The following is an 11,988-nucleotide window of genomic DNA, read 5'->3' as shown; positions in this document are numbered from 1 at the left end:
CTGCCGCAGGTAAAGGGAAGATAAATGCGATCTTTGAGTTGTCTGAACAACATGCGAGACTTGTGCTGGTCTCAGAGTCCGAACGCCCGCTGCACGAACCACACCATTCCCATCGCGGCCACACCCGCGGAGATCGCGCCCGTCGCCCACAGTCCGGCCGCCGGAGAGCGGCGGCGGAGCACGATGAGCAAGGGGAAGACGAGGGCGATGATGGCCAGTTGTACAGCCTCGATACCCACGTTGAACACCAGCAGCGACCACAGCAGGGTCCACGACCATGCCGCGTCGATCCCCAAAGCGCCCGCGAAGCCCAGACCGTGGACCAGGCCGAAGCAGAACACCACGCCCAGGCGCGTCCACCCGGCGCGGTCGAGGCTGAAGTGGCTGTCCCCCGACGTTTCGATGTCGGTCGCGTGACCGCGGCGCCGCCAGATCCGCCACAGGTACCAGCCCGCCACCACGGCGATCGACAGCGCGATGACGGGCTCCACGACCCGTGACGGCACGTCGACCACGCCGAGCGCGGCGAGCATGAACGTCACCGAGTGGGCGAGGGTGAAGCTCGTGGCCGCGAGCACGATCTCGCGCGGCCGCCGGGACCCGGCGATCAGTGCGAGCAGGAACAGGATGTGGTCGATGCCGGTCAGCAGGTGTTCGGCGCCCAGGCGGAAGAACTCCCAGAACCGCTCGTACCAGGTCTGGCTGATCGAGAAGGACGGGTGCTCCGCGTCGAGCGCTGCGCTGCCCGAGCGGCCGTCGACGTCGTAGGTGACGATGGTCTTGGTGCCCTTGACGTATCCCTCCGCGTCGGGGAAGAGCCCGCCGCGCACCGTGTGGTCGTCGTCCCCCTCGGCGCACGTCCAGTCGAGCGTCAGACCGGCGTACGGCACACCCTCCCGCTGCGTCATCGCGAAGGCGCCGACCTGCGCCGGGCTGCAGGCCTTGCCTCCGGAGGCGACGGAGAAGCGCTTGGTGACATAGCTCACGGCCGACGCCTTGTGGGCGTCGAGCGCCGCCTCCTGCGCGTCCTTGTCGCCGGCGTCGAACGCGGCGGTTCCCGCCTTGAAGAGGGAGTCGTCCTTCTCGTAGTCGGCGGTGGAGACGACGAAGAGGTCGTACTCGAGTTGCAGCGTCGTGCGTATCCGACCCTCGTCGCCCGAGGCGACGTTGACGTACACGGTCGACGAGAACCCGTGGGCCAGCGCCGGTTGCGCGAGGCCCAGGACAGCGATCACCGCCGCGGTGATCCCGACGATGGCGCGGCGGACACGTTGTGACATGTGGCTCCTTCAGGTTGCCAGTGCACGGTGCATGCCGCAGGTGAACGGGATGCGCCCTGTCGGCGAACCGTCGAACAACAACATCGAGAACGACGTCCGCGAAGGACCACGGCCGGGAACGGGATAGCAGGATGGGGGGCGCACCACCCTTCACCACTCGGAGGACGATCACCTTGCGCGCCCCGTTTCGCGCCCTCGCCACGCTCGCCGTGGCCGTCGCGCTGGTCACCGGATGCGGCTCCGGCGACGACTGGTCTCGGCCGCACCCCGAGCCGACCGCCGTCGGCACGCCCGGTCCCGGGTTCGTCGACCCCGCACACCCGCCGGCTCCGGAGGCCACCGCGACCCCGCGGCCCGGCTCGTGGAACGGGGTCCACCCGTCGCGGGGCTACCGCGTCGTCCTGCTCACCGCCGGCGACGACGCTCCGACCAAGTCGCTGGTGAAGGCGGTCCAGGAGTGGGCCGAGGCGGAGCACGTGGACCTGAGGACGGTGACCGCCGACGGCCCGTCGGACTATGTCCCGGCGGCCGTCAGGGCCCTGAAGGCGGGCGCCGACCTCATCGTCAGCGCGGGCAACGATCTGATCGACCCCCTGGCGATGGTCACCCCGAACCACTTGTCGCAGCAGTTCCTCGTCGTGGGTGCGGAACTGGCCGAGCCCACGCACAACGTGACCGCGGTCGACTGGTCCGGTGCCTCGTTCCGCGGTGAGGGGCTCGGCATGTCCTCCACCTACGACCCCGCATCGTTCACCACCGCGCGCTGTGAGGCCGCCATCAGGGCGGGTGCCGCGGCGGTGCTGCGTGGCACGACCGGCATCGTGCTCTGGCTGGACAAGGTCTGACCGACCCGCTTCCCGAGCGGCCGCGAACCGTCGTGCGGGCGCAGGGCCGCGTCAGGGGCGCGACGCTCCGGCGACGTCATGGGCTCGGAGGCGGTACACCACGCTGCGGCGCAGGGGGCCGTCCGGCACCTCGGGGTCGTCGAAGTCGTCGGCCGGGTCACGGGTCATGCCGATGCGGCGCATCACGGCCTGCGAAGGGAGATTGGTCGCGGTCGTGACCGCGAGGATCTCGTCGAGGCCGACGTGCTCGAAGCCGAAGGCCACCACGGCCAGAGCCGCTTCGGTGGCGTAACCATGTCCCCACGCCGGGCGGGCCAGGCGCCAGCCGGCCTCCACCCCGGTGAACGGCATTCCCTCGTCCACCGGATCGAGCCCCGTGAATCCGATGAAGTCGCCGGTGGCCCTGACCTCGACCGCCCACCATCCCCAGCCGCGCCGTTCGAGGTCGGCCTGGAAGCGGGCCGCGGACGCGTCGCTCTGCTCCCGCGTGAGCACCCCGGGAAAGTACTCGCGCACCCGCGGATCGGCATTCAACGCGGCCCAGGGGGCGCGGTCGGAGTCCCGCCATTCGCGGAGCAGGAGACGATCGGTGTGCAACTCGGCCATCGCGCCAACCTAGCCGTGCCGGGCGCGGGGGTCGATCGAATATGTGCCCCCCGGAGCGGGACCGCTGCCTACACCCACCGGCAGGTGAGCCACTTCTCGTGGTCGTAGTGGTCCTGCGACGGGTACTTCGCTATGAGGGGGATCACCTCGGTCGTCTCCTCGGGCCGCACGCGCTCGGGGAGCGCCCCGAACCTGGCACGGCGGGCTGCCGCGTCGGCATCGGCAGCCGTGACAGCCGTGGTGACGACGGTGACCGGCGGGATCGCGGCGACCGCGGGGGTGGCGGCGGCAGTGTCAATGGCAGTGGCAGTCGTGGCTTCGCGCGCCTTGGTGAGTTTCCGGGCGGTCTTCGACATGAGCCGCATCCCTTTCTTCCGGGCCGATTCGGCGATCTGCGACCTGCGGCAACGCAGCCACAAGCGAGGGCGACCCTGCCCCGACCACCAGGGGCGCGGTGGACCGGTCGTGCTCGGTGTCGACGCTCGCACAGACTGCATCACCAGTCAAGACAGTGACGATAGCTGTGGGCCTGCCCACGTTCCCGCGCCGAAGGGCTGTCACGCCGGGTGGTCGTTGAATGGGTATGCGTGATGAATCGCTGCACTGTCGCCGTTCGCTCCAGGATGATGCTGAACATCCTGAGCGTCAAGGGCACCGTGCGCGGCTGCCGGCGGCCCTCCGGCGATCCGCCCCGGCGGGCGGCCGCACCTGATAACGTCACCGCGTTCGCCACGGACCAAGGAGGTGAGACCCATCAACGCTGTTGCAGGCTGGGTGCTCTCCTCCCGCGTGGCTGTGCGGTTCGCCTGATGTAGGCGGCCCTGGGAGTGCCCGTAGGCATCCCGAAAGGCCATCCCTTCATGCGTTTCACCGCAGGCACCACCTCCCACGGCGTCACGGAACGGCTCTTCGGCCGCAACGGCGGCCGGCAGCGGAAAGCGCCCGGCACGGTGCACCGGTCCCGCCGCCTCGTGACCGCCCGCGGTTCCTCCGTGGCCGTGCTCGACGCGCCCGGACGTGGGGCCCGCCCCCGGAGCGGAAGGCACGAACTGCGCGTGCCGGAGAACTCGCAGCGGTTCTTCCCGCGGCGACCCGCCCCCGGTTCCGGCGCCCCGCATGCGCGCGGCTGATGTGCCCGGCTGATCCGCATCTGCCCAAGCCGCCCCGCGGGGGCGGCACTTGTTCTGAGCATCCACCGAAAGGATCTCTGCCATGGCTGTGCCCTCAGTGCCCTCAGTGCCCTCAGTGCCCTCAGTGCCCTCGGAGTTCTCCGAGTTCTCCTTCTCCGCGTACGACGGGACCCGGCTCGCCTACCACGTCGCCGGCGACGGCGATCCCGTGATCTGCCTGCCCGGAGGGCCGACGGACTCCGCGTACCTCGGCGACCTCGGCGGTCTGTCCGCTCACCGCCGCCTGATCAGGCTCGACCTGCGGGGCACCGGCCGGTCGCAGGTTCCGGAGGACCTCGCCTCCTGCCGGTGCGACCGGCTCGTCGAGGACGTGGAAGCCCTGCGCGAGCACCTCGGGCTCGAACGCCCGGACCTGCTCGCCCACTGCGCCGGGGCGAACCTGGCCGTCCAGTACGCCGTCCGCCGGCCCGAACGCGTCCGCAGGCTGGTGCTGGTCACCCCCAGCGTCAGGGCCGTCGGCATCCCGATCGCCGGGGACCTGCGGCTCGCCACCGCGCGGCTCCGGCGTGACGAGCCCTGGTTCCCCGCCGCGTTCGCGGCGTTGGAGGCCATCGCGGCGGGCCGCGGCGGCGAGGACCAGTGGCGGGCCGTCGCACCGTTCTCCTACGGCCGCTGGGACGAACCCGCTCGCGCCCATCACGCCGCCGCGGAGGAGCGGGTGGACCAGGAGGTCATGGCCGCCTTCGGCGCCGGCGGCGCCTTCGACCCGGACGCCACGCGTGCCGCGCTCGGCCGCTTCGCGCCACCGGTGCTCCTGCTGGCCGGCGAGGTCGACCCGGGGGCTCCGCCCCGAACCGTGGCCGAGTTCGCCGGGCTGTTCCCCGCGGCCGGGCTCGTGGTCCAGCCCCGGGCCGGGCACCACCCGTGGCTCGACGACGGCGAGCGGTTCGTGACGGCCGTCGCCGGGTTCCTGGCGTAGTACGGCGAGGTCGTTCCTGCGGGTCCCGCCCCGTCCGACACCGTGGGAACGCTCCAAGATCGTCCGGCGATTGTTGTACGCAGTGAGAGCCGGATCCGGGGCCTCGGAACCGGAGACTGACAGCACGTGCCGCCGGCCCGCCCTCGCCGTTCCCGGCAGCCACCCTTCGAAAGGGACCTCACGTGACCCAGCGCACCATCACCCCTCGCAGCCGCGGCTTCCTCTTCCTCGACGCGCACCCCGCCGGATGCGAACGAGCCGTCGAGGACATGTGGTCGTCCGTCGCCGGTGCCCCGGAGGCCGCATCGGCCGGGGACCGGCCGGTGGCGCTCGTGATCGGCTCGTCCGCCGGATACGGGCTCGCCGCCACCGTCGCCGGGCTCAAGCGGGCCGGTATCCGGGGCATCGGAGTCTGCTTCGAGAAGGGCCCGACCGAGCGGCGCACCGCGACAGCCGGCTGGTACCGCACCGCCGCCACCGCACGCCTCGCCCGCGAAGCCGGCAGCGACATGGTGTTCCTCAACGGCGACGCCTTCGGTGACGCGATGAAGGACCAGGTCGCCCACCTGCTCACGGAGCGGTTCGGCGGGCGTCTCGACCACCTGATCTACTCGGTGGCCGCGCCTCGGCGCACCGACCCCGACAGCGGAACCACCTTCGCGTCGGTGCTCAAGCCGATCGGCGCGCCCCACCGCACCAAGACCCTGGTCTTCGGCGCCGACGGCACACCCGAGATCCGCGAGGTCGAGACCGGGCCCGCCGAGGGCGACGACATCGAGCAGACCGTCGCCGTCATGGGCGGTGCGGACTGGGAACGATGGATCGAACGGCTCGCGGGCCGCGGCCTCCTGGCCGGCGGCTTCACCACCGTCGCGCTGTCGTACATCGGGTCCCCGCTCACCGCCGCGATCTACCGGCAGGGCACCATCGGCGCGGCCAAGGCCCACTTGGAGGCCACCGCCCGACGCCTCGACGAGCGCCTGGGCGCGTCCGTCGGCGGCCGCGCCCTCACGTCCGTCAACGGCGCCGCCGTCACGCAGTCCTCGACCGCCATCCCCGGTATCGCCTTGTACGTGGGTCTGCTGCGGGGCGTCCTCGGCGACCGCGTGGTCCCTCCGGCCGCGCAGCTCACCGAGTTGTGGGACGGTCTCACCGGGGCCGCCGGACTGCGCCTCGACGACGAGGGCCGCGTACGCCTGGACACCTGGGAACTCGGTGACGACGTCCAGGCCGCCGTCGCCGACCGCTGGGACAGGGCCACCACCGCCGGCATCGCCGCTCTCGCCGACCTCGACTGGTTCGGCGCCGAAGTGCGCCGCCTGTACGGCTTCGATGTGGACGGTGTCGACTACGACCGTCCCGTCGAGACCGCCGTCGACTGGCCGGACCCCGCCGGCCCCGGGGGCGGTGTCCACGCCCCGGCCGCGACGGTCACCACGTAGGCGGGGCTCCGCTGCCGACGGCTCCGCCCGGTCGGCGCGCGAGGACGACCGGGCGGACTCCCCTCCCCGGCCTGCCGTGATCCGCCGAGGCGGGCAGGCCGGGCGAGGGCGGAGCGGGGCCGGACGGACCCGGCGTCAGGGTGAGGGCTCGTCAGGCCGCTTGTTCGAGGGCGTCCTTGGGTTCCGGTGTGCCGCGACGGGTCACGACCCGCGGGAGCACGACGAGGGCGGTGCCCAGGGCCAGGCCCACCGCCGGCAGGACGGGGAGGCGGCCGTCGGGCGCGAAGCCCTCCACCGCGAAGCGGGCGAGCGCGGGGACGGCGGCGGCCGGCCCGAGCCACAGCAGCCACCCATGGCGCGGGGCGGCGTCGGGACGGGTCCGCTCGAACAGCGCCGCCAGCCCGCGGTCCACCGGCCGCAGCAGCCGGACCACGCCGGTCAGCACGAGGCCGAGCACCAGCAGCCACGGCACGCGCAGCGCCCACCACGGCGCCGAGCCGAAGGCGGGCTCCGGGGCCAGCCCCGTGAGGTAGAACGCGGCGGCGACGACCAGCACGGGCACCATGTGCCAGAGGTAGAGGGTCATGCTGGCACCGCCGAGGGGACGCACCAGCCGCCAGACCCTGTCGCGCTCCAGCCACCGCCGCACCACGGGGGCGACGAGCACGCACAGACCCACCTGGGCCACGGCCCAGGCCAGCATGGCCACCGACGGGGGGTCGGTGTTGCTGGGGGTCTGCCCGGTCACCAGGATCAGGCTGACCGGGAACGGCCCGGGCCCGACCAGTGCGGCGAAGGCCACCGTGCCGCCCGCGGCCAGCGCGAAGGGAGTCGCGCGGTGCCGGGTCAGCAGCCCGTCCCGCCAGCAGAAGCCGAGTTGATAGGCGACGCCCCACACCAGGACGTAGTCGAGCAGGCCCAGATACGGCGCGTGGGCGGCCACCACCAGGACGTCGGCCACGGTGGCGGCCGCCGCCATGGCCAGCGGGGCGCGCAGTCCCCAGCGCCGATGGGCCGCGTACAGCGCGGGTGTCAGGGCGCCGAGGACCAGGTACACGGGGAGGAACCAGAACTGCATGCCCATCGCCCAGCCCACCAGGGCGAGCGTGCCGGAGTCCACGCCGGCCGCCGCGCAGATCCCCACGGCGACGAGCACCAGACCGCTGTAGACGGCCGTCGGGAGCAGCAGCCGCAGGGCGCGCCGTCCCGTCCACCCGGCGGCCGTACCTCCCGCGGCGCGGGCGCGCGACCACGAGTCGCCCGCCGACCGGCCCCCGGCGAGGAAGAACAGGGGCATGATCTGGAAGCCGAGCGTCAGCCACTGGGTCCAGGGAACGACCGCCAGCAGTTCCGGTGCGGTGATGGCTCCGTCGGGTTCCCGGACCAGTCCGGTGATCAGCCAGTGGCCGAGCACCACGAGGACGATCGCCCACGCACGCAGGAAGTCGACGTAACGGTCTCTGCTCATGCTCCGTCATGCTGCCCCCGCCGCTGGTGGATCGAGTACGGGGAACCCATGCCGCAACCAATCCGTGCCCGGCGCGACATCACCGCCGCCGGTACCGCGACCGGACTTTGTCCCGGGATCGGAAAAAGAGAGAGCGGATTCCTGCGCAACTTCTTCCCCCTTCGGGCAGCCGCTGCTACGTTCCCCTCGAAAGCCACACGGACAGGGCCGGCCGGTCGCCGGCCGCACATCCCCGCGCCACGGGGCAGGGGAGGGGAGGGGCGCGTGAGACGTATGACGGCTCGACCCGCCAATGCGCACCAGGTGCGGCTTCTGCGGTTGCTCCGTGACGGCGGGCCCAGCTCCCGCGCCCAGATGGGGGACCTGATCGGGTTGTCGCGCTCCAAGCTGGCGGTCGAGGTCGACCGGCTGCTGGAGACGGGCCTGGTGGTCTCCGACGGTCTCGCCGCCTCGCGCGGCGGCCGGCGCTCGCACAACGTACGGCTCGCCCCGAGCCTGCGCTTCCTTGGCGTCGACATCGGCGCCACCTCCGTCGACGTCGCGGTGACCAACGCCGAACTGGAGGTACTCGGCCACCTCAACCATCCCATGGACGTCCGCGAGGGCCCGGTCGCCGTCTTCGAGCGGATCCTCGCGATGGCCGCCAAACTCCAGGCCGCCGGTCTCGCCGAGGGATTCGACGGCGCGGGCATCGGAGTGCCGGGCCCGGTCCGCTATCCCGAGGGCGTCCCGGTCGCGCCGCCCATCATGCCCGGATGGGACGGCTTCCCGGTCCGCGAGGCGCTCAGCCAGGAACTGGGCTGCCCCGTCATGGTCGACAACGACGTGAACCTGATGGCCATGGGGGAGCAGCACGCGGGAGTCGCCCGTTCCGCCGCGGACTTCCTCTGCGTCAAGATCGGTACGGGCATCGGCTGCGGCATCGTCGTGGGCGGCGAGGTCTACCGCGGGGCGACGGGCAGCGCCGGCGACATCGGCCACATCCAGGTCGTGGACGGCGGGCGACCCTGCGCCTGCGGGAACACCGGCTGCCTGGAGGCCCACTTCAGCGGGGCCGCACTCGTCCTGGACGCCAAGGAGGCCGCCACCTCGGGGCGTTCACCGGCGCTCGCGGCCCGGTTGGAGGCAGCCGGTCGGCTGTCCGCGGCCGACGTCGCCGTCGCGGCCTCGACCGGTGACGCGACCGCGCTGGAACTCATCCGCGAGGGCGGCAACCGCGTCGGGCAGGTCATCGCGGGACTCGTCAGCTTCTTCAACCCCGGACTCGTCGTGATCGGCGGCGGCGTCACCGGGCTCGGCCACACCCTGCTGGCCAGCATCCGCAGCCAGGTCTACCGCCAGTCGCTGCCCCTGGCGACCGGCAACCTGCCCATCGTCCTGGGCGAACTGGGCCCCACCGCCGGTGTGATCGGCGCGGCCCGGCTCATCAGCGACCACGTCTTCTCGCCGGCCTGACCGACCCACCGGCCGCCCGGCACGACGACCCGCACCACAGGTTCCACCGGCACCACTGAACATCGGCACCACGGCACCACTGGCTCCACTCGCACGCTCCGCACGCGCACGTGTACCCGCACCCGCCGAGGGGATCCGTCATGGCACCAGTACCACCGGCCCCGCCACCGCCGTCCGCGGCCTCGTTGCTCACGATGTCCGGCATCACCAAGTCCTTCCCCGGCGTCCGCGCCCTCGACGGCGTCGACCTGGACGTCCAGGCCGGCGAGGTGCACTGCCTCCTGGGCCAGAACGGCGCCGGGAAGTCCACGCTCATCAAGGTGCTCGCCGGCGCCCACCAGCCCGACGACGGGGAGATCATCTGGCGTGGCGAACCCGTCTCGCTGAGGTCGCCCATCGCCGCCATGCGCCTCGGCATCGCCACCATCTACCAGGAACTCGACCTGGTGGAGGGCCTGTCCGTCGCCGAGAACGTCTTCCTCGGCCACGAACCCACCACCGCCGGGTTCGTGGTGCGCGGCCGTCAGGCCCGTCGCGAGGCCGAGGTCCTGCTCCGCCGCCTGGGCCACCCCGAGATCGACCCCGCCCGGCAGGTCGGCGACCTGTCGGCCGCCCAGCAGCAGATCGTCTCGATGGCCCGGGCGCTCTCCCACGACGTGCGGCTCATCGTGATGGACGAGCCGTCCGCCGCACTGGACCCGGAGGAGACCGACAACCTGCTCCGCATCGTCGCCCAACTCACCGCCGAGGGCGTCGCCGTCGTCTACATCTCCCACCGGCTGGAGGAGATCCGCCGCATCGGCGACCGCGTCACCGTCCTCAAGGACGGCCGGGCGGTCGCCGGCGGACTGCCCGCCAAGTCGATGCCGACCAGGGACATCGTGGCCCTCATGACGGGCCGCGACGTGGAGTACGTCTTCCCCGAACGCCCGGCGGGCCCGCGCGAGGGCGCACCGGTGCTGCGCGTCGAAGGGCTCGCCCGCGACGGGGAGTTCGCCCCCGTCGACCTCGACATCCGGCCCGGCGAGATCGTCGGTCTCGCCGGCCTCGTCGGCTCCGGGCGCTCGGAGATCCTGGAGACCGTCTACGGCGCGCGCAGGCCCACCGCGGGCCGCGTCACCGTCGACGGCCGCCCGCTCAAGCCCGGCAGCGTCCGCTCGGCGGTCCGGGCGGGACTGGGCATGGCCCCCGAGGAGCGCAAGGCCCAGGCCCTGCTCATGCTGGAGTCGGTCACCCGCAATGTGTCGGTGTCCTCGCTCTCCCGCTTCTCGCGCGGCGGCTGGCTGGACCGTCGCGAGGAGCGCCTGGCCGCGCAGAAGGCCACCCGGTCGCTGTCGCTGCGCCCCGACAACCCGGACGCCCGGATCCGCACCCTGTCCGGCGGCAACCAGCAGAAGGCCGTGCTCGCGCGCTGGCTGCTGCGCGGCTGCCGCGTCCTGCTGCTCGACGAGCCGACCCGCGGCGTGGACGTGGGCGCCCGCGCGGAGCTCTACGCGGTCATCCGCCGGCTCGCCGACGAAGGGCTCGCCGTTCTCCTCGTCTCCAGCGAGGTGCCCGAGGTGCTGGGCCTCGCCGACCGCGTACTGGTGCTCCGCGAGGGGCGCGTCGTGCACACGGCGCCCGCGCAGGAGCTGGACGAACACCGTGTACTCGACCTCGTCATGGAAGGGAGCCCGAGCTGATGACGCAGCCCGCTTCCCAGGCCCCGCAGGCACCGCTGCCGTCCGCGGAGGCGCCCTCCGCCGTCAAGGGCGGCCGGCGTCCGGCGCTCGGACTCCGTGCCGACGTGCGCAACCTCTCCCTGCTCGGCGTCCTCGCCGTGCTCGTCGCCGTCGGCGGCATCACGCAGCCCGACGCGTTCCTCGACGTCTCCAACCTCCAACTGGTGCTGACCCAGGCGTCCGTCATCGGTGTGGTCACCGTCGGCATGACCTTCGTCATCACCAGCGGCGGCATCGACCTGTCCGTCGGCGCCATCGTCGCCCTGGCCTCGGTGTGGGCGACGACGGTCGCCACCCAGGAGTACGGCTTCGCGGGCATCCTCTTCACCGCGGTGCTCGTGGGCCTCGGCTGCGGGCTGGTCAACGGCGTCCTCATCGCGTACGGCGGGATGGTCCCGTTCATCGCGACCCTGGCGATGCTGGCGTCGGCCCGCGGACTGGCCCTCCAGCTCACGGACGGCAAGACGCAGATCGTCACCGAGAAGTCGGTGCTCGACCTGGGCGTTCCCGACTCCTACATCCTCGGTATCCCGCCGCTGGTGCTGGTCTTCGCGGCGGTCACCGTCATCGGCTGGCTGGTGCTGAACCGCACCACCTTCGGGCGCCGCACCGTCGCCGTCGGCGGCAACGCCGAGGCCGCCCGGCTCGCCGGCATCGACGTCCGCCGGCAGCGGCTGTACCTCTACCTGCTGTCCGGGCTGTGCTGCGGGATCGCCGCCTTCCTGCTGATCATCCTGGCCGGGTCGGGTCAGAACACCAACGGCAACCTCTACGAACTCGACGCCATCGCCGCCGCGATCATCGGCGGCACGCTGCTCAGCGGCGGCCGCGGCACCATCGTCGGATCCGTCCTGGGCGTCCTGGTCTTCACCACCATCACCAACATCTTCGCCCTGAACAACCTGGAGAGCGCCGTCCAGGAGATCGCCAAGGGAGCGATCATCGTGGCCGCCGTCCTGGTCCAGCGCGGCACCGCGCGCGGCGGCGACAGCTGACGCGGGCGAACCCGCCACCTCCCCACGTACCCGCCACCCCCACCGGTACCGATCGTCGCGCCGGCTC

The 11,988-nt window shown here is 72.4% G+C and carries 11 protein-coding genes; 7 read left to right on the top strand and 4 right to left on the bottom strand.

The annotated features are described in order from the left end of the window. Nucleotides 1-71: 71 nt before the first annotated feature. Nucleotides 72-1,280, bottom strand: a complete 1,209-nt coding sequence (locus PV364_RS00780; protein ID WP_319657567.1) for a HupE/UreJ family protein — start codon at nucleotides 1,278-1,280, stop codon at nucleotides 72-74. A gap of 173 nt (nucleotides 1,281-1,453) precedes the next feature. On the opposite strand from PV364_RS00780, the gene PV364_RS00775 reads away from it, so the two are divergent. Then, nucleotides 1,454-2,125 carry a hypothetical protein gene (locus tag PV364_RS00775; protein WP_319657566.1) on the top strand — a complete coding sequence of 224 codons (672 nt, stop codon included), beginning with the start codon at nucleotides 1,454-1,456 and terminating at the stop codon, nucleotides 2,123-2,125. Nucleotides 2,126-2,176: 51 nt separating this feature from the next. Here PV364_RS00775 and PV364_RS00770 read toward each other — a convergent pair whose 3' ends face one another. Both PV364_RS00770 and PV364_RS00765 read right to left on the bottom strand, forming a co-directional pair. Next, nucleotides 2,177-2,731: a GNAT family N-acetyltransferase gene (locus tag PV364_RS00770; RefSeq protein ID WP_319657565.1), complete on the bottom strand. Its 555-nt coding sequence runs from the start codon at nucleotides 2,729-2,731 to the stop codon at nucleotides 2,177-2,179. A gap of 68 nt (nucleotides 2,732-2,799) precedes the next feature. After that, nucleotides 2,800-3,087: a hypothetical protein gene (locus PV364_RS00765; protein ID WP_319657564.1), complete on the bottom strand. Its 288-nt coding sequence runs from the start codon at nucleotides 3,085-3,087 to the stop codon at nucleotides 2,800-2,802. Nucleotides 3,088-3,591: 504 nt separating this feature from the next. On the opposite strand from PV364_RS00765, the gene PV364_RS00760 reads away from it, so the two are divergent. The 3 genes from PV364_RS00760 to fabV all read left to right on the top strand — a co-directional run bounded on the left by PV364_RS00760 (nucleotide 3,592) and on the right by fabV (nucleotide 6,282). Beyond that, a complete protein-coding gene (locus PV364_RS00760) occupies nucleotides 3,592-3,861 on the top strand; it encodes a hypothetical protein (RefSeq protein WP_319657563.1) in 270 nt (89 codons plus the stop codon). Nucleotides 3,862-3,943: 82 nt separating this feature from the next. After that, nucleotides 3,944-4,840: an alpha/beta hydrolase gene (locus PV364_RS00755; RefSeq protein ID WP_319657562.1), complete on the top strand. Its 897-nt coding sequence runs from the start codon at nucleotides 3,944-3,946 to the stop codon at nucleotides 4,838-4,840. A 182-nt stretch (nucleotides 4,841-5,022) separates the two neighbouring features. Next, entirely contained in the window at nucleotides 5,023-6,282 is a 1,260-nt protein-coding gene (gene fabV, locus PV364_RS00750) for an enoyl-[acyl-carrier-protein] reductase FabV (protein WP_319657561.1), read from the top strand. A gap of 151 nt (nucleotides 6,283-6,433) precedes the next feature. On the opposite strand, the gene PV364_RS00745 is transcribed toward fabV, so the two are convergent. Next, nucleotides 6,434-7,750 (bottom strand): acyltransferase, encoded by a 1,317-nt coding sequence (locus tag PV364_RS00745; protein ID WP_319657560.1) that lies wholly within the window; start codon nucleotides 7,748-7,750, stop codon nucleotides 6,434-6,436. A 273-nt stretch (nucleotides 7,751-8,023) separates the two neighbouring features. Here PV364_RS00745 and PV364_RS00740 point away from each other — a divergent pair, with 273 nt between their 5' ends. The 3 genes from PV364_RS00740 to PV364_RS00730 all read left to right on the top strand — a co-directional run bounded on the left by PV364_RS00740 (nucleotide 8,024) and on the right by PV364_RS00730 (nucleotide 11,921). Beyond that, nucleotides 8,024-9,205: an ROK family transcriptional regulator gene (locus tag PV364_RS00740; RefSeq protein ID WP_319657559.1), complete on the top strand. Its 1,182-nt coding sequence runs from the start codon at nucleotides 8,024-8,026 to the stop codon at nucleotides 9,203-9,205. 140 nt (nucleotides 9,206-9,345) lie between these two features. Beyond that, nucleotides 9,346-10,887, top strand: a complete 1,542-nt coding sequence (locus tag PV364_RS00735; protein ID WP_319657558.1) for a sugar ABC transporter ATP-binding protein — start codon at nucleotides 9,346-9,348, stop codon at nucleotides 10,885-10,887. Next, entirely contained in the window at nucleotides 10,887-11,921 is a 1,035-nt protein-coding gene (locus tag PV364_RS00730; RefSeq protein ID WP_319657557.1) for an ABC transporter permease, read from the top strand. The genes PV364_RS00735 and PV364_RS00730 overlap by 1 nt, the downstream gene beginning before the upstream one ends. Nucleotides 11,922-11,988: the final 67 nt, after the last annotated feature.

Origin of the sequence: Streptomyces sp. MI02-7b (assembly GCF_033793585.1) — a bacterium.
Lineage (GTDB): Bacteria > Actinomycetota > Actinomycetes > Streptomycetales > Streptomycetaceae > Actinacidiphila.
Note: the sequence above shows the minus strand (reverse complement) of the source record. Positions and strands in the feature narration are given on the sequence as shown.